19 protein-coding genes are annotated in these 23,772 nt (G+C 60.5%); 8 read left to right on the forward strand and 11 right to left on the reverse strand.

What is annotated here, in order from left to right:
- Nucleotides 1-2: 2 nt before the first annotated feature.
- The gene (locus tag RMET_RS08710) at nucleotides 3-1,286 is read right to left on the reverse strand and encodes a YyaL domain-containing protein (protein ID WP_409365165.1); all 1,284 of its coding nucleotides are present in this window, start codon (nucleotides 1,284-1,286) and stop codon (nucleotides 3-5) included.
- Between the two features lie 142 nt (nucleotides 1,287-1,428).
- Nucleotides 1,429-2,760 (reverse strand): HlyD family secretion protein, encoded by a 1,332-nt coding sequence (locus RMET_RS08715; RefSeq protein WP_011516471.1) that lies wholly within the window; start codon nucleotides 2,758-2,760, stop codon nucleotides 1,429-1,431.
- A gap of 460 nt (nucleotides 2,761-3,220) precedes the next feature.
- Here RMET_RS08715 and RMET_RS08720 point away from each other — a divergent pair, with 460 nt between their 5' ends.
- The 3 genes from RMET_RS08720 to RMET_RS08730 all read left to right on the forward strand — a co-directional run bounded on the left by RMET_RS08720 (nucleotide 3,221) and on the right by RMET_RS08730 (nucleotide 5,561).
- Complete coding sequence (locus RMET_RS08720) at nucleotides 3,221-3,652, forward strand: universal stress protein (RefSeq protein ID WP_011516472.1); 432 nt, start codon at nucleotides 3,221-3,223, stop codon at nucleotides 3,650-3,652.
- A 212-nt stretch (nucleotides 3,653-3,864) separates the two neighbouring features.
- Entirely contained in the window at nucleotides 3,865-4,704 is an 840-nt protein-coding gene (locus RMET_RS08725) for a class II glutamine amidotransferase (RefSeq protein WP_011516473.1), read from the forward strand.
- Between the two features lie 14 nt (nucleotides 4,705-4,718).
- Nucleotides 4,719-5,561 (forward strand): helix-turn-helix domain-containing protein, encoded by an 843-nt coding sequence (locus tag RMET_RS08730; protein WP_231138475.1) that lies wholly within the window; start codon nucleotides 4,719-4,721, stop codon nucleotides 5,559-5,561.
- Nucleotides 5,562-5,593: 32 nt separating this feature from the next.
- On the opposite strand, the gene RMET_RS08735 is transcribed toward RMET_RS08730, so the two are convergent.
- The 6 genes from RMET_RS08735 to RMET_RS08765 form a co-directional block, all read right to left on the reverse strand.
- A complete protein-coding gene (locus tag RMET_RS08735) occupies nucleotides 5,594-7,447 on the reverse strand; it encodes an AMP-binding protein (protein ID WP_011516475.1) in 1,854 nt (617 codons plus the stop codon).
- Between the two features lie 436 nt (nucleotides 7,448-7,883).
- The gene (locus RMET_RS08740; RefSeq protein WP_011516476.1) at nucleotides 7,884-8,429 is read right to left on the reverse strand and encodes a DUF2726 domain-containing protein; all 546 of its coding nucleotides are present in this window, start codon (nucleotides 8,427-8,429) and stop codon (nucleotides 7,884-7,886) included.
- Nucleotides 8,430-8,794: 365 nt separating this feature from the next.
- On the reverse strand, nucleotides 8,795-9,328 hold the full coding sequence (locus tag RMET_RS08750) for an ATP-binding protein (protein ID WP_011516478.1): 534 nt from the start codon (nucleotides 9,326-9,328) through the stop codon (nucleotides 8,795-8,797).
- 228 nt (nucleotides 9,329-9,556) lie between these two features.
- Complete coding sequence (locus tag RMET_RS08755; protein WP_011516479.1) at nucleotides 9,557-11,023, reverse strand: efflux transporter outer membrane subunit; 1,467 nt, start codon at nucleotides 11,021-11,023, stop codon at nucleotides 9,557-9,559.
- The gene (locus tag RMET_RS08760; RefSeq protein WP_011516480.1) at nucleotides 11,023-12,219 is read right to left on the reverse strand and encodes an efflux RND transporter periplasmic adaptor subunit; all 1,197 of its coding nucleotides are present in this window, start codon (nucleotides 12,217-12,219) and stop codon (nucleotides 11,023-11,025) included. The genes RMET_RS08755 and RMET_RS08760 overlap by 1 nt, the downstream gene beginning before the upstream one ends.
- Nucleotides 12,216-15,413, reverse strand: a complete 3,198-nt coding sequence (locus RMET_RS08765; RefSeq protein ID WP_011516481.1) for an efflux RND transporter permease subunit — start codon at nucleotides 15,411-15,413, stop codon at nucleotides 12,216-12,218. Before RMET_RS08765 ends, RMET_RS08760 begins: the two co-directional genes overlap by 4 nt.
- A gap of 178 nt (nucleotides 15,414-15,591) precedes the next feature.
- Here RMET_RS08765 and RMET_RS08770 point away from each other — a divergent pair, with 178 nt between their 5' ends.
- From RMET_RS08770 to RMET_RS34135, 3 genes are all read left to right on the forward strand, one after another.
- Nucleotides 15,592-16,266: a heavy metal response regulator transcription factor gene (locus tag RMET_RS08770; protein WP_011516482.1), complete on the forward strand. Its 675-nt coding sequence runs from the start codon at nucleotides 15,592-15,594 to the stop codon at nucleotides 16,264-16,266.
- Nucleotides 16,266-17,675, forward strand: coding sequence for a heavy metal sensor histidine kinase (locus tag RMET_RS08775; RefSeq protein ID WP_011516483.1), 1,410 nt, complete (start codon nucleotides 16,266-16,268; stop codon nucleotides 17,673-17,675). The genes RMET_RS08770 and RMET_RS08775 overlap by 1 nt, the downstream gene beginning before the upstream one ends.
- 352 nt (nucleotides 17,676-18,027) lie before the next feature.
- Nucleotides 18,028-18,264, forward strand: a complete 237-nt coding sequence (locus RMET_RS34135) for a GDCCVxC domain-containing (seleno)protein (protein ID WP_080672850.1) — start codon at nucleotides 18,028-18,030, stop codon at nucleotides 18,262-18,264.
- 221 nt (nucleotides 18,265-18,485) lie between these two features.
- Here RMET_RS34135 and RMET_RS08780 read toward each other — a convergent pair whose 3' ends face one another.
- The 3 genes from RMET_RS08780 to RMET_RS08790 all read right to left on the reverse strand — a co-directional run bounded on the left by RMET_RS08780 (nucleotide 18,486) and on the right by RMET_RS08790 (nucleotide 21,485).
- Nucleotides 18,486-19,013: a transporter suffix domain-containing protein gene (locus RMET_RS08780; protein WP_011516485.1), complete on the reverse strand. Its 528-nt coding sequence runs from the start codon at nucleotides 19,011-19,013 to the stop codon at nucleotides 18,486-18,488.
- Nucleotides 19,014-19,240: 227 nt separating this feature from the next.
- Nucleotides 19,241-20,239 (reverse strand): Bug family tripartite tricarboxylate transporter substrate binding protein, encoded by a 999-nt coding sequence (locus RMET_RS08785; protein ID WP_011516486.1) that lies wholly within the window; start codon nucleotides 20,237-20,239, stop codon nucleotides 19,241-19,243.
- 34 nt (nucleotides 20,240-20,273) lie between these two features.
- Nucleotides 20,274-21,485 (reverse strand): CaiB/BaiF CoA transferase family protein, encoded by a 1,212-nt coding sequence (locus tag RMET_RS08790; RefSeq protein ID WP_011516487.1) that lies wholly within the window; start codon nucleotides 21,483-21,485, stop codon nucleotides 20,274-20,276.
- A gap of 136 nt (nucleotides 21,486-21,621) precedes the next feature.
- On the opposite strand from RMET_RS08790, the gene RMET_RS08795 reads away from it, so the two are divergent.
- Together RMET_RS08795 and RMET_RS08800 are read left to right on the forward strand one after the other, a co-directional pair.
- Complete coding sequence (locus RMET_RS08795; protein ID WP_011516488.1) at nucleotides 21,622-22,515, forward strand: LysR family transcriptional regulator; 894 nt, start codon at nucleotides 21,622-21,624, stop codon at nucleotides 22,513-22,515.
- A gap of 316 nt (nucleotides 22,516-22,831) precedes the next feature.
- Nucleotides 22,832-23,716, forward strand: a complete 885-nt coding sequence (locus tag RMET_RS08800; protein ID WP_224446092.1) for a transporter — start codon at nucleotides 22,832-22,834, stop codon at nucleotides 23,714-23,716.
- The last annotated feature ends 56 nt before the right edge of the window (nucleotides 23,717-23,772 follow it).

The following is a 23,772-nucleotide window of genomic DNA, read 5'->3' on the forward strand; positions in this document are numbered from 1 at the left end:
CGTCACTCGTTGGGTCCGTTGGCGGGACCATTGCTCGGACCACTGACGGACGCCGTCGTGGCTGCGCAGTTCGCCCGGCATCCTCGCGGCTGGAACGGATTCCAGCCCGTGGCGGCCAGTACGGCCCAGGCCGTGGCGCCAAGGTGGGGCAGGTGGAAGTAGTAAAAGTCCTCGGTCTTCGAATCAGGGCCGATCGATAGCCCCGTTTGAATCCGTTTCTCGGGTGTGGCGAAGAGCATTCCGTCCGGCGCGCGCTGTGACAACAACAGCGGCCAGAGCGGACCCGCGACATCGGCATGGTTGGTGGCCAGCAGCACCAGCGCGGCCTGGCCGGTGCCCTCCGTCCAGACGCCATCGGGATCGGCCTTGAAGCCGAATCCGCCATTGACGGCGTGCCGGGTGCGCGCCCAGTCCAGCGAGCGCTGCCAGGTGCCGGCGGCGTCCGGGATGGCAATCAACGGCCACAGCGATGCATCGAGCGCCGAGGGCCCGCCGTTCAGCGTCCGCCCGTCATCGCGGGTGCCGATCGCGAAACGCCCCTCGCGCGACTGCCACATGCTCTCGACGAAGTGCCGCGCCCGCTCCGCGTCCGTGTTCCAGCGCGGATCATTGCTGTATCTGGCCAGCCAGCGGAACGCGGCATAGGCATCGACGTTGTGCTCGGTGGATTTCCACCCCTGGCGCTCGGGATTCGGCTCGTGTCCGAAGTACCCGCCGATGTATGCGGCGGGACTGTCCGCGTTGAAGGTTTCCTTGTCGACCCATCCCATCAGCGCCTTGGCCCCGTCTAGATAGGCGGGCGCGCGCGTGGCCTCATATGTAGCCAGCAGAAGCAGGGCGGCCCAGACGACATTGCCGGTGGCGGTGCCCACCTGGTAGCGGTCCTCGAACCAGCGCTTGCTGGCGTCGTCCCACCAGCCTGGCAATGGCACAGGCCCGTTAGGTATCGCGCCCGCCCGGTAGGCATTGCGCAGGCGGCCGTCATGGTAGTGGCGGTCGCGGCTCATCCCCGCCAGCACGCCATCGGCAATACGCCGCGCCGCATCGCGCTGGCCGCAGGCGATCAGTGCGATGCCGGCCAGCGCGTTGTCGTAGACGAAAGCCGATTGACGCAGCGGCGCCGGCAACGGCTCGCCACCGGGCGCCGGCTCGTAGCTGGCCAGCCATATCGGACCCGAGCCCGGAATGGCCGTCACGCGCTGCGCCAGCGTCTGGCACCCGCTATCGCGCAGTTGCGTGCGGGTGTCGGCTGACGATGCTGCAAAGGTGGGCGATGTGGCCAGAATGCATGATGTGGCGAGGTAAGTAGCCAGCCGGATGCCCCCGGCTGCCAACCCCTTTGACGTATGACGCTGCACGGTTGTCTCCTTCCTGCGGGCGTTGCGTGAGTGGCTTCGCGCCTGCTCGATCAAACCGGATAGGCTCTGGTCAGATCAGGCGGGTGAACCACGGGCGATCGAGGCTGACCTTGGCCCAATGGCCAAGCGCGCACCGATCGGTACTGCCACTGCCGCGATTGCGCAGGTCGGGGAGCGGCTTGTTGAGCTTCGCGATCAGGTAAATCTCGTTCTTCTCGATGGGCGGGAAGGGAACGAAGTAGCGCGCCTGATCGCCTTCCGGCGCGCGCGGCATGATCTCTGCGACAGTGCCCGGCTGCGGCGTAGGAACACCATCGACCAGCACGGTCAGCTTCGCGCCCGGCAGCAGATCCTTGCTGAGGCTGCGCGGGAACACGGCCACGACGTTGGGCTGGCTGCAGTTGGTGGTGCGCATCAGCGTGGCGCCGGCGGCAACCCGCGTGCCCGGCGGCGTCAGCACATCCTCGACGATGCCACTCGCGTACGCCTTGATATCGAGGTTGGAGACCCGTTCGAGACGTTCCTGTTCCGCCGTCACGAGCTTGTCGACCTCGGCACCGTACTGTTCCAGTTGCGTGATCTCGGCCTGCGTCTGCGTGATCTCGGCCTTCAGCTCATCCTGCTTCTGCGACAGCGCGCCCAGCGCGCCGTCCGCGCTCGAACTGAATACCTTGCTACGCGCTGCTTCGCTGCTGTTGCGCGCGCTGTCGAGCTCCGCCTGGATGGCATCGCGCGAACCGGCCAGCACGGTAAGCTGGTTCCGTGACGCATCGGTATAGGCCTGGCTGACCGCGCCCGCCCATTGCATGGCCTGATTGCGATTGACCACGTCCTCCTGCGCGTCGATCTGCTGCTTCGCTACCGCCAGCCGGGCCTCGATGCCACGCACGCGCGAGGCGTGCTCGCGATCCGCCGAGGCCTGGTAACGCTTGATATCACCACCCGTCGACGCCATGCGCGTCTGGTCCGCCTCGAGCTTCACCTTCGCGGCCTCCAGGCGTTTCTGGTTATCGAGTTGTTTCCCGGTCAGTTCCACCAGCAGCGCGCGGTCCATATTCGGGTTCTGCAACGCCATCAGTGGATCGCCCGCTTTGAAGCTGCCGCCTACCGTCACCACCTGCTTGGTGACAACGCCTTCCACCGGCGTGGTTACGAGGGTGACAGGACTATTCACGATCGCGCGCTCGGACGACCGCGTGAAGATGTACGGGAACATCACCGACAGGACCACCCAGATGATGAACACCACCATCCCATAGCTGGCCAACCGAGGCACCACCCGCCACAAGGGCAGGCCTGGCACGCCCGCGCGCCGTTGCATTAACGAGTCGTGGTGCGGTGGGTGTTGAGACGGTTTGACCCGTGCGGGTACCGAGTCCTTCTGGTCAACTTTCTTATCCATGCCGCCTCCGGATAAAAGGTGGGCCACCCGAGATAGCCAAAGCCATCGCGGTCAGCAATAGGCAACAAGCTGCCGCCACGCGAGCGAATCCCCACCCGCGCAGTGCGCAGTGCTTCGTCCCCCAGATTGTTTGTTATGCGCCGTTGCCCCGGGCCGTCACAACGCCGCCGGAACAGGCTTCTGGATCGATACCGCCGACCCGATGAATTCACGCGCCCGATTGCCGATATGATTGTGGGCACGTGTAGATACAGTGAGGCGCAAGCGCCAGAGAAACTCAGGACACAACATCACTTGATTGATGCGATGCAGCGCAGGAGCGTTTCAAAGTTAGACAAGTTGAGCCCTGCGTGCTGTAAGAATGTGTAAGGCCTGCATTTCAAGTCGCTTACAACGCGGCAAGTTCACCGCTTGGCATTACACTTGCGCTGCGACACTCGAGAACGATAAGGAGCTTTGAATGACAGCGATCGTACTGGCGATGGATGGGTCCACCTATAGCCGACATGCGGCAACATGGCTTGCATCGACGACATGCCTGGCCCAGCCCCTGATCGTGCATGTGGTGCACGTGTCGCCGATACTCGGACGCACCGGCTTCAGCGCCGTCGATTTTGAAACCGAGAATCGTGAAGAAGCACGTGTGGTGTTCGAATCGGCCAGAGGTCTGCTGGAAGGACGAGTGAGCGAATTGCACGAGCACTGGCTGCGCGGCAATGCATCGGAGGAGATCCTTCGGTTCGCCACCGAGAACGCCGTGGACCTGATCATTGTGGGCGCCAAGGGGATCGGTGCGCTCCGGTCCTCGATCATTGGCTCGGTGGTATCGAAGATCGCAGCGCAGTCCACGGTGCCCGCGTTGATCGTCAATCCGAACGACCAGGAAGGCTAGGGCGGTTGCTCCCATCCTGCCATGGTGCCTGCATGGGCCTGGAGGCGCTATCAGACTGAAGCGAAGCGGTTCTGGCCAGGGTGACGCAGACGGTACGAGTGGCCGGGCCAACGCCGCCCAACCCCGCCCAAGGACGCCGGAATCATCTTGATAGTGCCTGTTACAGATTGGCGCGCGTCGCCTATCCTGATGAGACTGCAAGGAGACGCATCATGTGCCGCTGGCTGGCTTACTCAGGCAATCCCATCCAACTGGAAACGGTGCTGTTCCGGGCCCAGCACTCGTTGATCGATCAAAGCCTGCATTCGCGGCTGGGCCACACCACGACCAACGGCGACGGCTTCGGCATGGGGTGGTATGCCAAGCATTCCGAGGAACCGTTCCGGTACCGTTGCATCCACCCGGCTTGGAACGACATCAACCTGCGCGAGGCGGCGCGCGCCATCCGAGCCGCGAAGTTCGTCGCGCACATTCGCGCGGCAACGGACACCCCGGCCCAGGAAACCAACTGTCATCCATTCCGATACGGCAGATGGCTGTTTGCCCACAACGGGCTGATCCGCCAATACCCGGAGGTCCGGCGCGAACTGATGCTTTCGATCGCGCCCGAACTGTTTCGCTGGATCGAAGGCTCCACGGACTCGGAGGTCATGTTCTATCTGGCACTGACTTTCGGGCTGGAGCGGGACCCACGCGAAGCACTGCAAAGGACGGTGGGACTGGTGGAACATGTGGGCCGCCGCCATGGGGTCGATTTTCCCGTGAACATGACCATTTGCGCGACCGACGGCGATCAGATCGTTGCGGTGCGGTATTCCAGCGAAGGGGACTCGCGCTCGCTATTCCACAGCAATTCGTTTCGACACCTCCGCGAGTTATATCCGGAGAATCCAGGTATTGCCGCAGTGGGCGATGATGCCGTGCTGATCCTGTCCGAACCCCTGGTGGATCTGCCTGGCGCCTGGGCGGAGATCCCGGAAGCCACGTTCATGCAAGCCAGACAGGGGACGGTCGACTACTACCCGTTCATCCCGACGTATTCGGAGCCTTGATGGATCGGCATGGCATGAAGCATGGATTCTCAGGCGTGGATCGAACAGGAAATGCGGCCGCCGCACCGTACTGTCCGAGTGCACGGATCACAATGTTCGAGCGCAGTATCGCGATCACGACGCAGGATCTTGTGTCCGGGCCTGTGAGGCGCCCGGCAATCAGCGTGCTGCTCTCCCTGGATGACACGCCATTCTCCATTTCAATCAACGACGTGCCAGTGCCCAAAGCGCGGGCGTTCGTCGTGCGAGAGCTTGCGCCGCGCGCCATCCAGGCCTTGAACTGCCAGCTTCTGAGCCTCAGTCTCGATCCGGGGCATCCGCTTTTTCTGTCGACACGCAAGGCATTGGGAGACAAGGAGTTCCTTGCGCTTCCAGACGGACCGCTGCGGGCCTGCCGCGATCCACTGCGCGGAGAACTACTTGGCGCCGTGCCTCGCCAGCCGGATGACCGGCTCATCGAAGCACTGTTGTCTTCGGCGCCGGATTTCTCCCTCCATTTGCGGGCGAAATCGGCTTCGCGCCGAGAGCACCTGCTCGCGCAATTCGAATCGCAATGGACTGAACCGCATCTCGCGAGCAAGCTGGCGGCAGCGATGGACCTTTCGGTCAGCCGGCTGTCCCATCTTTTCGTGGAAGAGGTCGGCGTGCCGCTTCGGACCTATACCCTCTGGCGGAAGTACCGACACGCATGCGCCAGGCTGCAGTCTCCTGGCAACCTGAGCACGCTGGCGCAGGATTGCGGCTTCTCGGACGCCGCGCACATGACACGAACCTTCGTCAGCTACCTGGGCTTCTCACCAACCATGGTAAAAAGCCTGAGCCATATCCATCGACCAGTCGAAGCACACCGTGCCTGAGGTGGGGCAGCAGGGCGGGTAACCACCGGGAATCACTCGCGATGCAGCGCCCAGGTGAACGTATAGCCCTCCAGATGGACCTTCACGGCTTGTTCGATCTCGGCATCCGGCGCCACTAGTCGCACATCGACATGCAGACCGCGCTTTCCGCCCGCGCTCACTTCGACCGCTCTCAGCGCGGTGGACGCGATCGTCTCCAGTGCCGGTCGCAGCAGTAGCTCTGCGGCCTTGACCCGCAAGGCAGGCTTGAACAGCTTGCCAACGGCCGTAGTGGGCAACTGGTCCAGCACGTGGATCGCCTTCGGCCAGGCCGGCCGCTCCGCAATTCGCTCTTTGACAAAGGCATCGAGTTCTTCAAGATTGATGCCGACGCCAGGCTTTGCCACGACAAAGACGACCGGCAATTCGCCAGCGTACTTGTCCGGCAGCGAAACGGCCGCTGCCAGGACGACGGAAGGGTGCATCATCATCGCCTGTTCGATCATCCCCGGATCGATGTTGTGGCCGCTGCGGATGATGAGGTCCTTTGCGCGTCCAGCGATGAAAAGCTTGCCCGCATCGTCGAAGTAGGCGAGGTCTCCTGTGTTCAGCCCACCTTCGATAAAGACCCCGGCATTCTGGCTCGGATCACGATAGCCGTGCGAAACATGCGGCCCCTCGACAAACAGGACACCGACTTCATGCGGATCGCAATCGTCCCCCAGACCTTGCTCGGCGTCTTGGCGTCGCACACGCAGTCTCGTGAACGGGAGCCGATATCCCACGGAACCCACTGTCGGGCGCTGGCCTGCCGCATCCGCCGCCGTCGCACCGCCGGTTTCCGTCATGCCAAGCAGCTCGTGAAGCTCAACACCAGTTACCTCGGCAAAGCGCTTTGTCACGCTGAATGGACACGGTGCCGCCCCGGTCAGGCCGTATCGAATCGATGAAATATCGGCATCGACCGGGACGTTGAGGAGGGCGCCGAGAGCCGTCGGCACAGCGCCAAAAATCGTGATGCCGAACCGTTCGACGATCTTCCAGATCCCCGTCACCATGGCGGGATTCCGGAGTCCTTGGGCCGAGAGCATGATGATATGGCCGCCCGACAGCAGGACCGACAAGGTACTCACGATCGTCCCGCCAACGTGGAACAACGGCATGCCGTTGGTCACCCGGTCATCCTTGCGCATGCCAAGCAGGCTTGCAGCCCCCAGCGCCGCGGCAAGCTGATTCCTGCTGCTATGCGCGACAAGTTTGGGCAGCCCGGTCGTCCCTCCGGTGTGGAAATACGCCACAACTGCGTCGCTGTCGCCCGACGGCTCCCACGTTGCGCAGCCATGCGCGGTGCTGTCCGCCAGGACTGCATTGAAATCGATGGCAAAGTCCGGCGCAGAGCCTGGCCCGACCGCTACAAGGCGAACATCCGGAAGATTCGCCCGGATCGCCGCGACGCGCTCCGCGATGCCAGGGATCTCGCCCTTCGGAAACACGAGAACATCGGCAGCCGAATTACGGACAAGATTGACGATCTCATCGGGCTGAAGGAAGGGGTTGAGCGGCACCGCGAAACCACAAGCTTCGGCGCCCCAGAGCACATAGTGCGTTTCGACGAAGGACGGCAGGATATAGGCCACGCCACAGCCCGGGCCAGCCAGTTCCGAAAAGAACCGCGCTGCCGCCGTAATGTTGTCCAAAAGCTCCCGATAGCTCACCGTCCGGGCCGGCCCATCCGCCGCATCAATGTAGGTCAGCGCCGGCGCATCGCCATGCCGCTGGGCGCTAGCGCGAATCGCGCCGTAGACCGTGCCACCAATCGCGGCGTTCCATGCCTGAACCGCGACGCCGGAGCGCTCGATCGCTTCAATTTCCGTGAGGCTCGACACGAGAGGTATGCTGAATTCCATTGGCGTCTCCATGCTGTAAGTCGCTATCGTTGTTGTACTTTATGCAACACGATGCTGACAGACGAGGGCGGCGGCGTCTTGAAGATTTCAGCTATGGATGGCCGGTCGTGAGCATGGTTTTAGGTGCTTATATTATTTAACATAAGATAGATTATTGGTATTGAATCAAGTTTTAAGCAGCCATGGAAATCAAGGGTCAAGCCCCCGTCTACGGGGGTTCAAGACGTAAAAGCCAGCCCATAACTTGCTGCCTTCTTTGTTGCCGGAGACGACATGAAGAATCCGTCCAGGCGCTGGGTCAGTGCGATCGAATTTGAGAAGCACGCCTCGGGGCTGCAACGAAAACACCTAGTCCGTCTATTGCGCAGATGCGACAGAACAATCCGAGATTGGCAGTCCGGTCGCAGGCCCATCCCGGCCTGGACAATCGACGCACTCAAGCTCCATCGATACGAACGCCAGCAGGCTTTTCGGCAGATGGTTGCCGCTGCTTCGTGCCACCAGCTCCAGCGGCCACTGCCGTGATCGCCTCCTGAAAATCCCGCGCCAGCGTTGCTTCGTCGACCTTTACCGACGAGTAACGCTTAATCGGAATTCCTGCTGCCAGAAGAATTTCATTTTTTACCGCGTCGGCTTTCTGTGCTGCTGCGGAGTTGTGGCTCTTGTCGTCCAACTCGATCACGTAAAGAACTCGACAATTTGACGAGCAGACAACGAAATCCACGTATTTTTGGCTAAAGCGCCCCCTCGCGGCCAAGCCTCCGCGCTTCACATCTACGATGGCTGACATGGAGACTTGCGCGAACAAATGCGATTGCGGCAAAGACTTCTTTAGCTTGTGGAAAAAGCCGACTTCGCGCTCCGTCATCAACTGACGCCGCGCATAGGCGAAGTTGGTGCCTCTCTGCCGACGGCCGCGCGACGCCGCAGCTACAGCAAGCACGAGCACGAGAGCTAGGATCAGGAAAAAGAATGGCTTCAAGCGGCCTCCGGTCGATGCGATAACGTAACGACAAGGGTAACGGAAAAGTCGCTTATAGAGAGGGCTGGTTTGCTCGGGGACCTGCGCCTGACGGCAAGAAACTACGCCTGCACAAGATCAGCACCATAGAGGCCGCCAGCGCCTTCATGGCTACATCGAGGTGGCCGAGTACCCCGAAGGCCATGTCGAATTGTGGGCGGACGCTGCTCCCCTGCCCTACACGACTTATGACCGTTTCCCGGAGGTCGACCAGCGCGCGATCGTGGACAACAAGCGCCAGGGGCTCGCCCTGGCGAGCACGGCCGAAGGCCAGGAGCGAACCGCACACTCCCCTCTAACCGGGCACTCGAACGTCGTGAGTCCGCCTAGTAACGGACCTTCCCAGTCTCGTCATAGGTGATCAGATTGAAACCTTCGCCGTGCGCCGGGGGCACGAAATAGCTGGTTATCTGATCGAACTGCTCTTCTGATGTCTGGAAAGGATGCTCGCCTGACAGGTTCCTGGCCTTTAAGCGGCTTTTGCAGATCTCGTCGCTCACCTCCAGATAATGGAGTCGATGCTCGCAGCCGGCCGCTCGGTATAGTGAGGCGCCCCACGTCCGAGCACCGACGGTATTGAATGGGAAGTCCAGAACTACGGATGTACCCGCCGTGAGCAGCGACACGATGTGGTCGGTAAGAAGTGTTCTTATGCGCGCTGTGCGGTTCATGTAATCGGATAGCGTATGGATTTCGTCCGGGTAGAGACATGCTATCCATTTGTCCTCGCTCAGCAGAACTCTCCGAGGGGCGGCGGCCAAGCGTGCCGTCAGTGAGGATTTACCCGAAGCGATCTTCCCGCAAACCATATGCAAGGCAGCCGTATCGCTACAGGCGACTATGTTCGTTTCTTGATCCATTTCCAAGCGCTCCGTGTCGCCCCAGAAAGCAAAAAACCCGCCTTCTGGGCGGGTTGTGATTGCGTATTGTCAACTCAATAGCTATCCCGCCGAGATTCGCGCGGCGTAAATAATCGAGTTGACGGTCAAATGGGTCATGCGCCTTAGCTTAAATCAACCGGCGACGCCAGGCAAGCCTTGGCCTCAAAGCATGATCGGCACGGAAGAGTTACCGGCGTTCAGCGACAACTAACGCTTTAAATGCAGTCCTTCCGTTGCCGCCGGTTCTGACGTCGCCAACGGGTCGACAGCGGTACTCTGAGCGTCAGCCCCATCCTTAGCCTGCCAGCCTCCCCCAAGCGAGCGAAAGAGCGCTACGCTAGAGACCAACTGACGTCGATGAATACTCTCGAGAGTGCGTTCGTTAGTGAGCGTCGTTGCCTCCACCACATTAACGTCGAGGTATGCCGCCGCGCCTTTCTTGTAGCGATCCGTCGCCTGCGCGAGCGCGCGTTGCGACGCCTGGACTGCGGCTTCCTGACTCGATGCAGCCTCCTTCAGGAGTCTCGTGGCCGCGTAGCTGTCCTCCACGTCTTGGACCGCCGTTAGCACGGTCTGCCGGTAGTCGGCCGCAGCAGCATCGAATTGCGCCTGGGCACTGTCCACGCCGGCTTGGCGCTTCCCTCCGTCGAAGATTGTCGCAGCCAAGGCAGGCCCCACCGCCCAGAAGCGACCTGGGGCCGTAAGGAGTCCGGCCAAGCCTGAGCTCTCGACACCTCCGCTCAGGTTGAGCATGAGACTCGGAAAGAACGCGGCCTTAGCAACGCCGATTTGGGAATTGGCCGCCGAAACACGACGTTCTACTGCAGCTATGTCCGGACGTCGCTTCAATAACTCGCTGGGAACTGCGGCAGGTACTACAGGAAGTTGCGTTCCATAGGCGTCATGTGGTGCGATCGAAAACGTGCTGGCAGGCTCGCCCACCAGTGTTGCGAGCGCATGTTGCAGTTGGGTTCGCGCAAGAGTTAGGTCAGCCAATTGAGCTTTAGTACTGTCGCGCTGAGCTTGAGCCTGCGCAACATCGCTCTCAGCCGCAATTCCGCCCTTATATCTGTTAGTGACCATCGAGAGCACCGAAGAATAAGCGTCCACCGTCTGCCTTAGCAGCGATGCCTCGCGGTCAAGCGAGCGGATCGCAAAGTAATCCGTAGCGACTTCCGCCTGCAAGGTCAGCCGAACTGCGGCGACATCGTCCGCACTTGCTTGCACTCGAGACGTTGCCGCATCGACGGCATTGCCAATTCGCCCAAAAAGGTCAGGCTCCCAGGTCGCACTGAATCCGATAAGCCGGTCGGGCGTTGTCTTACCGGCCAGCGACCGTCCAACTACGTTTGCCGACACATGACTACTGGTAGCGCTGGCATTCGCGCCGGCTGTCGGAAAGTACGCTGCGCGTGCAGCATCGGCCTGGGCCCGGGAATCTTGCAGAAGGGCTATCGATCTCTTGAGCGTTTGATTTGTCACATCGATGCGTCGAATTAACGCATCAAGGTCGTCGTCATGGTAAGACGTCCACCACTCAGCGGGAATCTGACTCAGGACTGGATCGCTCGCTTCTGCATACTTCGCGGGAAGATCCATCTCCGGAATGTGGTAAGTCGGTGCGAAAGAGCACCCCGCTAGCCATATACAAACCGCACTTATGGCTAGCCTCATCACGATTTAGCTCCTTGCGACGCGACCGTCTGCGGCGAAGACACTCTCACACGCGCGCCGCCGGCAAGCCCATCCCCCGGGTTCACGATAACCTTGGCACTCGCAGCCAGTCCGCCCAAGACCTCTACGTGCGAACCAAAGTCACGTCCCAACTGGATCTTCTGAATCGCGACCTTCCCGTTTTGGTCGATGATTGCCACCGATGCCCCGCCGGCCGGAAACATAAGCGTACTCGCGGGTAGATCCAATCCCGCCCTATCCGCTTCCGGCACGATATGGACCTCGGCGTAGGCACCTGGGAGGATCTTTCCACCCTGACTGTCCACATCGAGCTCGACTCGGAGACTACGGGTCACCGGGTCCATTGCGCCCGCCGTCCGCGTAATCGTGGCCGGGAAGTGGTGGCCCGGCGATTGCGGTAGCGCCAACCAAGCCTTGGTGCCTGGCGCAACCGCTGCACTCACTGACTGTGGGACCTGCACATAGACACGAAGACGGTTGCCTGCCGAGATGTGAAACAGTTCACGCCCCTGGTTAGGCGCACTCCCCGCATCAATAAGCGCACCGGCGTCTACGTTCCGTGCGGTAATCACACCATCGAACGGCGCCCGAATCTGCGTGTACGAAGCCAGTTGCGCGACGCGCGCTGTATTCGAGCGAGCCGAAGCTAGCAATGCCGCTTTGGCCTGCATGTCAGCGACCTTCTGGTCGGTTTCCTGCTGCGCTACCGAGTTGGTGGACTGCAGATCCTTCCACCTGTCGGCCGTAGTCTTCGCGAGTGCGTAGTTGGCAGAGGCAGTCTCTTCGTCTGCGCGTGCTTGCCGAAGTTGGTCCGCGACTTCCGGAGCGTCGATTTCGGCCAGCAGCTGGCCAGCCTTTACCTCAGTACCGATATCCACATACCAATTTCGAAGGTATCCATTCACCCGCGCATGGATGGCCGCATCCTGATAGGCGCGCACATCGGCAGGCAGCGTGATCTCCTGCGAGGATGCCGCCGGCTTCGGGGAAACAATACCGACAACCGGAGTCTGTGCGTCGATACTGCGCTTTTGCAGGGCAGCCTCACCATGCACTCGAGGGACGATTCCCACAATCAGCGCTGCAGCTGCCACTACCCCCACCGCGATTGCTGTCTTGATGTGCCTGCGGGACAACGGCACGCGACTATTGTTCTTTCGTTCGATTTGGGTCATACCGGACTCTGTACTTTCACTGTGTTTTGGCGCGAGTTGGCTCGCTTTTCGAGCCAACCATGCAAGAGCGCGAAGAATGTGGGGACGAGCACGAGGGTCGCGACGGTTCCAAAGGCCAGACCGCCAATAACGACGCGGCCCAGCGGTGCGTTTTGCGCGCCCGCACTTCCCGCTCCCAATGCCATGGGAACCATGCCGAACAGCATCGCAAGGGCCGTCATCACGACAGGCCGGAATCGTCCGAACCCTGCCTCATACGCTGCTTCGACGGCTCCCTTCCCTTCGTTCAATAGCTCCCGGGCACGGCTAACAACGAGAATGCTGTTAGCCGTTGCAATGCCAACGCACATGATTGCCCCCGTCAGCGCAGGGACACTAATCGTTGTGTAGGTGGCAAATAGCATCCATGCCATCCCGGACAGCGCGACCGGCAACGCGCCGACAATGGCAAGCGGGTCCAGCCACGACTGGAAGTTCACGACCATCAGCAGGTAGACCAGCGCAATGGCCGCAGCCAGTCCCGTAAGCAATCCAGCAAACGAAGCCTGCATTGTTTGGACCTGGCCGCGAACCACAATGCGAGAGCCTGCCGGCAAGCCTGGACGGACACTGTCGACGACACGCTGCACGTCCGCAGACACTGCTCCCAGGTCGCGGCCGCGCACAGACCCAAACAAATCCAGTACCGGTTGTACGTTGTAGTGGGAAATTACACCCGGCTGGCTGCTTCGATTGACTGTGCCAAACTGGCCGAGCTGTGCCGCACCGCCCTGCCTAAGCGTCTCTGCACCACTCCCAAGCGGGATATTCGACAGTGTCTGGAGGGAGTCCATGGCGTACTGCGGAACCGAAATCAGCATCGGGTAGCTCACCCCATTCTTGGGGTTCAGCCAGAAGTTTGGAGACGTCTGGCTACTTCCCGACAACGCGATAAGAAGGTTCTGTGCCACGTCACGTTGCTGCATCCCTGCCTGCAGCGCTCGGGTGCGGTCTACGTTCACCGTCAATGCAGGCTGATCATCCGGTTGCTGCAGATGTAGGTCGCTAAGGCCGCGCACGGCCGACAGCTTCCGCAACAAGTCATCTGCGACCGTGCGGTTTCCGGCAGCATTATTGCCCACGATCTGCACATCAATCGGTGCAGGAAGGCCAAAATTCAGGATTTGGCTGACCATATCGCCGGACAAAAATGAGAAGCTCACTCCTGGGAATGCCACCGGTAACTCGGCATCGAGCTTTTCGATGAGCGCCGAAGACTTTCCAGCAGAGGGATTCAACGAGATCAGAATCTCGGCATCGCCGGTTCCGATGGGCAGCGCGGAGTCGTAAGTCAAGTTGATGCCGCTGACGGGGAGGCCGATGTTGTCCACAATGCTCGAAACATGAGTAGGACCCACCGTTTCGCGGATCTTCGTCTCAACCTGGTCAACCAGGCGCGCAGTCTCTTCAATCCGCGTACCTGTGCGCGCTCGCATATGAAGGCGGATCTCTCCACTATCCACTGCCGGGAAAAAGTCTTGGCCCAGAAACGGCACTAAAGTCATTGAGCACACGCAGAGCATTGCGAAAAGTGCCATAGCGCGCCGCGGCGATCCCAGCGCAAGCTCCAGAACATTTGCGTAGGACTGGCGGACACGCTCGAAACTCTGCTCGAATTTGGAATGCACGTTAGAAAACCAGCGGGCAAAGCGGCCTTCCGGATGATGCCCGCTAGGCTCCCGGCTGAAGAGATAGTGGGCCAACGTGGGGATCAATGTGCGCGAGAGGAAGTATGACGCCATCATCGCAAACACCACCGCCTCTGCGAGCGGAACGAACAGGTAACGAGCGACTCCGCTCAGCATGAACATCGGTAAGAACACGATACAAATGCAGAGGGTAGATACGAGCGTCGGCAATGCAATCTGTGCAGACCCATCCAGGATCGCGTCCTCCAGCGGCTTGCTCATCTCCCGGTGGTGCGTAATATTCTCGATCGCTACCGTCGCATCGTCTACTAGCACACCTACTGCAAGAGCCAAGCCGCCCAACGTCATGATGTTCAAAGTTTGGCCCAACGCCGACAAAGCAATGAGGGCAGCCAAGACCGACAGCGGAATGGTGACAGCAATAATGAGAGTGGCGCGCCAGCTTCCAAGGAATAGCAGAATCATCGCCGCAGTCAGGCACGCGGCTATCAATGCTTCATGCAACACGCCGTCAATAGCAGATGTCACGAAGATTGACTGGTCGGAGATAGGTTGTACCACCAGAGATTTCGGCAATCCGGCCGTCACGTCTGGAAGCATTGCCTTGATTTGCGAGATGATGGAGAGCGTCGACGCGTTCCCGCTCTTCTCGATCTCCAAGAGCGCCGAACGCTTTCCGTCACGCCGAACGACATTCAATTGAGGAGCGTAGCCGTCGCGTACCTGCGCGACGTCACGCACGTAGACCGTGCCTTCCGGCCCACTGCGAATTGGCAAGTCATTGAGCGCCGAGATGGTTTGGGTGCTGCCATTCAGATCCACCCGATACTCAAGCGCGCCAATCTTTGCCGTTCCACCCGGCAAGGTGAGATTCTGGGCATTAATCGCATTGACCACATCGAGAGGCGACAGACCTCGCGCCTGCAGTGCTTCCGTATTGAGGTCGACAGCCACCTGGCGGACCTTGCCACCGTATGGCAGAGGAATTGATGCCCCCTGCACGGTTGCAAGCTGAGTACGGATAAAGCTGTTACCCAGATCGTAGAGTTCTTGCTCGGGAAGCGTGTCACTGCCTAGGGCTAGCCGGAGGATTGGGACGGTCGAGGCGTTGTAGCTCAGCACCAGTGGAGCAGTCGTCCCTGGTGGCATCGTCTTCAAAAGCGATTGTGCACCGGACGTCGTCTGCGCTATAGCGCGATTTATATCTGCCCCTGGGTGAAAAAACACCTTGATAACGCTTACGCCCGGCAGCGTTTGGGACTCGATATGCTCGATGTCATCCACGCTGTTCGTAAGGGAGCGCTCATATCCTGTCACGATCCGCTGCGACATATCTTGCGCAGAAAGGCCGTTGTAGCTCCACACGACGCTAACAACTGGGATGTCAATGGAAGGAAAAATGTCTGTCGGCGTGCGCAGAATGGCCAACGGCCCGCCCAAAAGCAAAAGTATTGCCAAAACGACAAAAGTATATGGCCGACGTAGCGCAAGCCGCACAATCCACATGGTTCACTCCAGGCGCTGTCGGCGCCGGTCATCCAGAATTAGCGGCGATTCTATGTACGCAACACCCTTTCAAACGGGGACGAAACGATTACAGTCTTGTCATCCAATAGGCGAACCTGCGCCGTTATCATCGGCGGCATCGTTTGAGCTGTGAGCCCGTGCAGCTGAGGATGAAAACATGAAGATCTTGGTAATCGAAGATGAACCTAAGACTGGCGAGTACCTCCGAAAAGGCCTCACCGAGTCATCTTTCGTTGTCGATCTTGCGTCGACAGGACGGGATGGCCTGCACCACGCAATCGACGGGGACTACGATCTGGTCATTCTTGATGTCATGCTGCCTGGCATGAACGGATGGGAAGTGCTCAAGGAACTCCGGGAACACAAAGATACTCCCGTGCTCTTCCTGACCGCACGCGATGAAGTCGAGGACAGAGTGAAAGGGCTCGAGCTTGGCGGCGATGACTACCTCGCAAAACCCTTTGCTTTCGTCGAATTGCTGGCGCGGGCCCGGACGCTGCTGCGGCGCGGACCCACGCGCGAAGCTGAGCGCATCGAAATCGAGGACTTGGAGATCGACCTTTTGCGTCACCGAGTCTCCAGAGGAGGGATACGCATCGACTTGTCGCCCAGGGAGTTCGCATTGCTCCACTTCCTCGCGCGACGACACGGCGAAGTCCTTAGTCGCACGCAAATCGCCTCACACGTTTGGGATATGAACTTCGACAGCGACACGAACGTCGTGGACGTGGCGATTCGACGCCTTCGAGCGAAGATGGATGACACTTACGCTCCCAAACTTATCCATAGCGTCCGCGGCATCGGCTACGTCCTTGAGAACCGACAGTCTTGATGCGTAAAAGGTCGCTTACCGCTCGGCTCGCACTTGCATTTGCCCTGATCGCCGGACTAACTTTTTCCGGCGTGGGAATCTATCTGTATGGTTCCCTCGCAAGCCAGATCATCGATCGCGACGACGCTGAACTTCTCCGCAAAGCCGCGCGAGCCCAACAGGAACTAGCTGAGCTTCGAAGCTCCCCCACCGAAAACCGATGGGAGGAGGTACTTGGCGTGGTGAAAGGAAACGAGGAGTTCGGCATCCGCATATTGGATGCGCGCGGCGTGCAGTTGGCGGCGGCCGGTGCAAACTATGGGATAAAGCCGATTGGTGGCGGCGCTTACGCCAAAGTGCCGGACGCGGCCGGGTCAATTCAGGCCTGGAGCACACCGAGCGACATGCCGGTACGCATGACCACTATCAAGGCTAGCGTCAGCGGTGAGGCATCACCTGTAGTGGTGGAACTGTATCAGGTCGCTAGCAGTCGTGTTTCCCTCCTGCGAGACTATCGCTGGAAACTATTTATCGCAGTCCTTTTAGGCACAGTCGGTGCAGGCGGGCTGGGATACGCGGCGCTTCGGGCTGGCATGGCGCCATTGCGAAGTATCGCAGCCGGCACGGCCTCCGTGACCTTTACAAGTGGAGCGCTACCCGTTGATCCATCCAGGCTGCCTGCGGAACTAGATGATTTGGCGCGCGCCCTGCAGAGAATGATCGACCGTCTCCGCGAACGGTACGATAGGCTTTCGCAGTTTTCAGCGGACCTTGCCCACGACTTCCGTACGCCAATTACCAATCTGCTCGGACAGACCCAAGTCGCACTGAGCAGCGACCGATCTATTGAAGAGTACCAATCGCTGCTGGTCTCGAATGTTGAAGAGTATGAGCGCCTTTCTCGGATGATTGAGAACATGCTCTTCCTGGCAAGAGCCGACAATGCACGGGTAGCCATTCGCGCTACGGAGCTCGACCTTCGCGAGGAACTGCATCGACAGGCAGACTACTTTGAATCATTGGCGGAAGCACGGCAAATAACCATCCAGGTGAATGCGCAAGGGAAGGTTTTCGCAGACCCAACGCTCTTCCGACGCGCGTTAAGTAACTTGCTGTCAAACGCAATCCGCTATGCCAATGAGGGCACCAGCGTAACCGTTCACGGTCGACACACTGGAGGTGTCGCTCAAGTTAAGGTGGAAAACGTCGGACCAGGCATTGCCCCGGAGCATCTATCCCTCCTCTTCGACCGCTTTTTTCGCGCAGACCCCGCGCGCGCCAACTCTGGTGAATCATCGGGAATTGGGCTTGCAATCGTCAAGACCATCATGGATCTTCACCACGGAGCGGTTTCTGTCCGCTCAGTACTGAATGCCACTACGTCCTTCCAGCTGGAGTTTCCTGACAATAGGACAATTCCGCATACCTGACGGGCAACATCGTCGCTATCCGTGTAGAAAGCGGCTCCGCTTTCGAATCTTCATTACTACTTTCCTCCTCACAATGTCGGCACGATAAGCGAATCCGCAAGCGACGAGCGCAACGCTGGCTCGCCGCAGATGGGTGCGCCCTCTCGCCCTCGCCTTTTCCTATATCTCGCCGTTAGCGTTAGCCCTGCATTAAGACAAAAATTATTCACAATTACGTAAGCAATGTGAACCCACTCCTGCTCGCGGCGAGACCTTGCCAGGGTCGATTGGTATCGGCCAGAAAGCGATGTTCGTCTTGGCGGTAGAATTGTTGACGATTCACAGCCCCTTTTTGTGCATGGGAGCAATGAAAATGACGACGACCATGCTTGAGTCCGCGTTGACCTGCCCGCATTGCGGATACGTGTCGGTCGAAGTGATGCCGACTGACGCTTGCATCTATTTCTATGAATGCACGAGGTGCAAAGCCTTGCTTTCCCCGAAGTCTGGCGACTGTTGTGTCTTCTGTTCGTATGGCTCGGTCAAGTGCCCGCCCATTCAAGAAGGACGTGCTTGTTGCGCGGGTTCCGCTACTCCAGCCAAACGTTAAGGAACCTATCCCCTGCACCGGAGGGACTGAAATGCTTCAGGCATACATGCATAGTCCGCTTCATGTCGTGACTGACCTTGCACCGTCACCCAACCTGCGACCTTCGTAGGCTTATTTTCGTCGCATGTTAGCTTCTACGCACCCTCGCGACCCTGACAGATTTCGACGACCAAATCCCGCCGTCACGCAGGACATTTTCGCCGCGTCACCAATATTTCTGGTCACGCGCGAGACCCCGACCCGCCATCATCCAGCGTTCCCGCAGTACGGGTGAACAGCGCCCGAAACTTGTTCCAGAAATCACCGCCGAGCACGAAGAAGCTTGCGACCAGCATCAGGTCACCGACCAACTGTGCCTCCCACATCTTTGGCCGAAGCCCGGGCCAGATCGCATCCACGTAGGGTTCGAACATGGCCGAGGCCAGTGGCAGGCAGAACATCACGAGGCCGATGGCGTGACGTGCCGGCCCCACGGTGTCGCCGGGGGGGCTGAGGCGGCGCAACAGCAGAGCCTTCAGCCGCTCGAATCCCGGCTTGCCCATCACTGCGATGCTAGCCAGCAGCATGATCTTATTGACGACCACGATCCCGCCCGTCAGCGTCGCGATACCGGTGGCGGATACGCCCGCAAAGGCTGCGATTGGGACGAGGCCCCAAACCGCGTACGCGAGCACGAAGACACCAATGCCGGCGCGGAAGCGCCAGGTGCCCGGAGCGTGGGCTTCAGCCGGTGTATCGGGAATCGTCATGCGCAGCATCCTGGGTGAGGAGTCCGGCATCAGGCAATCGGGAAGCTTCTCCCGAGGTCATGAATAACGCCGAACTCGGACGAAACTCAGTGTAGCCGACGGTCAGCCAGGAGGGTTGGGCGGTTCGGCTGCGTCGGCGGATGGCCGTTTATGCTGCGGATTCAACCGGTCAATGCAACGGATTGGTGGAACCGTTCATAGAGGCTAACAACCACCGCTGACGAGCGTCAGCTTGCACTGATGCCCTTGGCCTTGACGATGGCGCTCCAGCGGTCGTAGTCCTTGTTGAGGCGCGCCTGCATCTCCTTGCCGTCCTGGAACGATGCAATCGCCCCTGCGCTGACCAGCTTCTGCTGCAACTCCTTGTCCTTGCCGATGATGTCGCGCGTTTCGCTGGCGATCCGGTCGACGATGGGTTGCGGCGTGTCCAGTGGCGCGATCAGGCCACCCCAGGAGTCGAAGTCGAAACCCGGGAAGCCCTGCTCCGACACGGTCTTCACGCCAGGCAACAGCACGCGGGCGTTGGGCGAGCTCAGCGCGATGGCCTTGAGCTTGCCCGCGCGGATATGAGGCAGGGCCGCCACGACGTCGGCGAACATGATGCCCACCTGGCCGCCGAGCAGGTCTGCCACGGCGGGCGCGCTACCACGGTAAGGCACGTGCAGCACATCGAAACCGCCTAGGTCCTTCAACTGCTCCATGGCCAGATGGCCGAAGCTGCCGGTGCCGGAACTGGTGTAGCTCAACGGCGTCTTGCTTGCCTTGGCGAAGCGGATCAGGTCAGGCAGCGTTTCGACATGGGGCACCACGGCCGGGTTGATGACGATGGCCATCGGCAGTACGTAGACCGTGGCCACGGACAGAAAGTCCTTCTTCACATCGTAGGCATTGGTCTTGTACATCAGCGGTGCCAGCAAGGCCGGCATGCCGAACATCGACAGGTTGTAGCCGTCGGCGGGGCTGCGGATAAAGCTGGCGGTGCCGATCGAGCCCGATGCGCCGGGCTTGTTTTCGATGATGACCTGCTGGCCGAGCCGTCCCGACAGCTTCTGCGCCACGATGCGCGCGGCGGTATCGGTGGGGCCACCGGCAGGGAATGCGACCACCATCTTGATGAACTTGTCGGGCCAGCCGGTCTTGGCCAGCACCGAGGGCATCACGGCGGCCATCGACGCGGCAGCGCCGGCCTTCAGTACCTGGCGGCGGCTGATTAGCAGCTTGGTCATTGTCTTGTCTCCTGTCGATCGAAAATTCGGGGTGTCAGATCACGCCTCTGGATTGCAGATCCGCGATGGCGCTGTCGTCGAGCTTCAGCAATTCCTTGAACACTTCATGTGTGTGCTCTCCCATGTGGGGCGGCGGCATGCGCACGGGCAGGCGCTGCCCATCGAGCGCATACGGCGGGGCGAGCACCGCCTGGGCACCGGCCTCGCTGTCCTCGAATCGATGCAGCAAGCCAGCCTGCGTGGTGCGTTCCGATTGCAGGGCATCCAGCATGCCCAGCACCTCGCCGCACGGAATCTGCGCGGCCGTCAGGCGTTGCAGCAATTCGGCGCGCGTAAAGCGCTGCAGCCGCTCCCGTACCTCCACGAGCAGTACGTCGCGATGAGCCGAGCGCGCCGTGTTGGTGGCAAAGCGTTCGTCATCGGCCCATTCCGGGCAGTCGATGACCTCGCGGCAGAAGCGCTGGAACTGTCCGTTGTTGCCGACCGTGATCACCAGCGGGCCATCGGCGGCCTCGAACACACCGTACGGCACGATGGACGGATGCGCATTGCCGAACTTGGGCGGATCGCCGGCCTTGAGCAAGGCTTCCATGCCGTAGTAGGACGTGATCATCACGCCGCAGTCGTAGAGCGCCATCTGCACGTGTCGGCCACGGCCGGTGGACTGGCGCGCAAACAGCGCAGCCAGGATCGCCTGGGCCGAATACATGCCCGTGAACATGTCGACCGCTGCCACGCCGAACTTCAGCGGCCCCTGCCCGGCCTCGCCGTTGGTAGCCATCACGCCGGACTCGCCCTGCACGACGAGGTCGTAGCCCGGACGTTCGGCTTCCGGCGTAAAGCGCGCATAACCGGAAATCGAGCAGTAGACCAGGCGCGGATTGATTTCGCTGAGCTGCTCGTAACCCAGGCCGAGCTTTTCCGCTCCGCCCACCTTGAAGTTCTGGATGACCACGTCGCACTGCGCAGCCAGTTGGCGTGCCAGCGCCAGACCGGCTTCGCTTTGCAGATCGAGTGTCACGGACCGCTTGTTGCGGTTCGCGCTATTGAAATAGGAGGTATTGCGGGTGCCGATGCGCACGCCCCAGTCTCGGGTGTCGTCGCCACGGGCGGGATGTTCCACCTTGATGACGTCCGCGCCCAGGTCGGCCAGCGCCATCGCGCACATCGGTCCTGCCAGGACACGTGACAGGTCCAGCACCCGCACACCGGCCAGCGGCAGCGATGCCATGTTTTCTTGCTTCATTGATTGCGTCTCCCCGCGTCCGGATCTGTGCCTGCAGGGAGGTCCGGTTTTCTTTACCAGCGGTGATTGTCCATATGTTCCGAATGCTTGACAATTGCAACCGGTTTTCAACATATATGAATACTCAAGGTTGACAATGGACCTGAACGCGCTGGCATTGCTGGTCGAAATCATCGACGCCGGAAACCTGAGCCGAGCTGCAAACCAGCTCGGCATGAGCCGCGCCAATGTGAGCAAGCGGCTCAACCATTTCGAGCGGCAGTTGGGCGCCGAACTGCTGAGGCGCAGCACCCGGCAGCTCGAACCCACGGAACTGGGATGGCAGCTCTACGAACATGGCCGCGCGATCCGCCACGAGTTGATGGCGGCCCAGGAGTCGGTGCAGAGCCTGGGCAAGCGCCTGAGCGGCACGGTGCGGCTCAGCGTGCCAAGCGGATTCGGCCAGCACACCATGTCAGCCTGGTTTATCGAATTCATGACGATGTACCCGGCCATCACGCTCAACGTGATTTTCGATAATGACATCGAGGACCTGATCAAGGGCGCGGTGGACTTCTCCATCCGTGTCATGGCGGAAACGCCCGCCAATGCCGTGGCCCATAGCCTGGGCGATGTCGAGTACGTGGCCTGCGTCACGCCGGCGCTGGTAAGCCAATACGGTATGCCGCACACCCTCGACCAGTTTCGAGACCTGCCGCTGATCACGTCGGAACTGACCGGCCAGAAACTCCACGCAGCGGGCCGGGCGGGCGCGGCCGGCGGGACACGGCCTATCCGACCCCGCCTGATGTCGGCCAATTTCTTCTTCCTGCGCGACGCCATCCTTCAGGGCCTGGGCGTCGGCCTGGTGCCCCGCTACATGGTGGAGCGCGACCTCGCCGCCGGCACCTTGCTGCAGTTGCCCCTGCCTCCGCAGGACCTGGCGTTCCTGCGCACCACCATGTACCTGCTGTACATGCCGGCCCGCTACCAGACGCGTGCGTTTACGACTCTTGTCGCCTTCCTGCGCGACAAGGCTGCAGGCCGATGAGCCGAGTTGTTCACATGAGTGCAAGGGGCGGAACCCCGCTACGTTGAGCACGGCACAACTGCCTGCCCTCGTGGAGACGGCAACGCGCAAGTGGTCCGCGGTGATCAAGCAATCGAACGCCCGGGTGGATTGATTGCGCGGAAGATATCGTCGCTGACTATCTCGCCAGGCCGGGCATTCGATGGCGTTTGTGTGCATGGTGATCGCACGAGGCATGTGCTTCGCGGATCCAACGCGCCCGTGTTAGTCTCATGGCACTTTGATCCGTGAGGCCGTCGGCATGGTCTGCCCTGGACGCACCCTGGTCACCTTGTGGATGTGGCTTGCCCTGTGGTGCTGCACAATGCCGGCCCACGCGCAAGAACTCGAGCCACGCAGCTATTCTGCCGCACCTGTCGGGACAAACTTCCTCGCCGCTACCTATACCCGGCTCTCGGGGGATGTGCTCACTGATCCGTCGCTGCCCATCACCGATGTACGCTCCAGAATCAACATCTTCGGGGCGGGCTATGTGCACGTGTTTGATCTGGCCGGGCGGACTGCCTCGATCGGCCTGCTTGCACCCTTCGCGAGTGGCGACGTCAGTGGCAACGTGCTCGACGCGCCGACCGCGGTCCATCGGGCGGGGATCGGCGACGCGCGCGTGCGCTTGGCCATCAATCTCCTTGGCGGCCCCGCGCTGACACCGGCCGAGTTCATGAAACGGGCGCCGGACACCATGCTCGGTGCGAGCCTCACAGTGGTAGCACCTACCGGCCAGTACGATGCCTCCCGGCTGGTCAACGTTGGGACCCACCGCTGGGCCTTCAAGCCGGAAATCGGCCTGTCTCAGCCGATCGGCAACTGGTTTAGCGAGTTGTCTGCCGGCGTGTGGCTGTTCGGCGACAACAACGCTTTTCTAGGCGATAAGCGGCGCGAGCAGTCGCCGCTCGGCGTGTTGCAGTGGCATGTCGGTTATCAGTTCCGGCCCGCCCTGTGGATCGCGGCAGACGCCGGCTTCTATAGCGGCGGCCGCACGTCGGTAAATGGCATCCCCAATGCAGATCGTCAGCAGAACTCACGCTATGGCGTCACGCTGTCCGTCCCGATCGTGCCTGGCTGGTCGGCCAAGCTGGCGGCATCGAAGGGCCTCATCACCCGGGCGGCAGGTGACTACACGGCAATCACGCTGGCGCTCCAATACCAGTGGATCAACCACTGAAGCGTCAAACCACCGAGAAGCAGGTCTGTCAGAGACGGCGGCAGCTTCGCGGTGAG

The sequence above is a fragment of the Cupriavidus metallidurans CH34 genome (genome assembly GCF_000196015.1).
GTDB classification, from domain to species: domain Bacteria; phylum Pseudomonadota; class Gammaproteobacteria; order Burkholderiales; family Burkholderiaceae; genus Cupriavidus; species Cupriavidus metallidurans.

Excerpts from the sequence above, each read along its gene's own strand:
- RMET_RS08715 (WP_011516471.1), bottom strand. The coding sequence starts at position 2,760 with ATGGATAAGAAAGTTGACCAGAAGGACTCGGTACCCGCACGGGTCAAA.
- RMET_RS08720 (WP_011516472.1), top strand. The coding sequence starts at position 3,221 with ATGACAGCGATCGTACTGGCGATGGATGGGTCCACCTATAGCCGACAT.
- RMET_RS08725 (WP_011516473.1), top strand. The coding sequence starts at position 3,865 with ATGTGCCGCTGGCTGGCTTACTCAGGCAATCCCATCCAACTGGAAACG.
- RMET_RS08730 (WP_231138475.1), top strand. The coding sequence starts at position 4,719 with ATGAAGCATGGATTCTCAGGCGTGGATCGAACAGGAAATGCGGCCGCC.
- RMET_RS08735 (WP_011516475.1), bottom strand. The coding sequence starts at position 7,447 with ATGGAATTCAGCATACCTCTCGTGTCGAGCCTCACGGAAATTGAAGCG.
- RMET_RS08750 (WP_011516478.1), bottom strand. The coding sequence starts at position 9,328 with ATGGATCAAGAAACGAACATAGTCGCCTGTAGCGATACGGCTGCCTTG.
- RMET_RS08755 (WP_011516479.1), bottom strand. The coding sequence starts at position 11,023 with ATGAGGCTAGCCATAAGTGCGGTTTGTATATGGCTAGCGGGGTGCTCT.
- RMET_RS08760 (WP_011516480.1), bottom strand. The coding sequence starts at position 12,219 with ATGACCCAAATCGAACGAAAGAACAATAGTCGCGTGCCGTTGTCCCGC.
- RMET_RS08765 (WP_011516481.1), bottom strand. The coding sequence starts at position 15,413 with ATGTGGATTGTGCGGCTTGCGCTACGTCGGCCATATACTTTTGTCGTT.
- RMET_RS08770 (WP_011516482.1), top strand. The coding sequence starts at position 15,592 with ATGAAGATCTTGGTAATCGAAGATGAACCTAAGACTGGCGAGTACCTC.
- RMET_RS08775 (WP_011516483.1), top strand. The coding sequence starts at position 16,266 with ATGCGTAAAAGGTCGCTTACCGCTCGGCTCGCACTTGCATTTGCCCTG.
- RMET_RS34135 (WP_080672850.1), top strand. The coding sequence starts at position 18,028 with ATGACGACGACCATGCTTGAGTCCGCGTTGACCTGCCCGCATTGCGGA.
- RMET_RS08780 (WP_011516485.1), bottom strand. The coding sequence starts at position 19,013 with ATGACGATTCCCGATACACCGGCTGAAGCCCACGCTCCGGGCACCTGG.
- RMET_RS08785 (WP_011516486.1), bottom strand. The coding sequence starts at position 20,239 with ATGACCAAGCTGCTAATCAGCCGCCGCCAGGTACTGAAGGCCGGCGCT.
- RMET_RS08790 (WP_011516487.1), bottom strand. The coding sequence starts at position 21,485 with ATGAAGCAAGAAAACATGGCATCGCTGCCGCTGGCCGGTGTGCGGGTG.
- RMET_RS08795 (WP_011516488.1), top strand. The coding sequence starts at position 21,622 with ATGGACCTGAACGCGCTGGCATTGCTGGTCGAAATCATCGACGCCGGA.
- RMET_RS08800 (WP_224446092.1), top strand. The coding sequence starts at position 22,832 with ATGTGGCTTGCCCTGTGGTGCTGCACAATGCCGGCCCACGCGCAAGAA.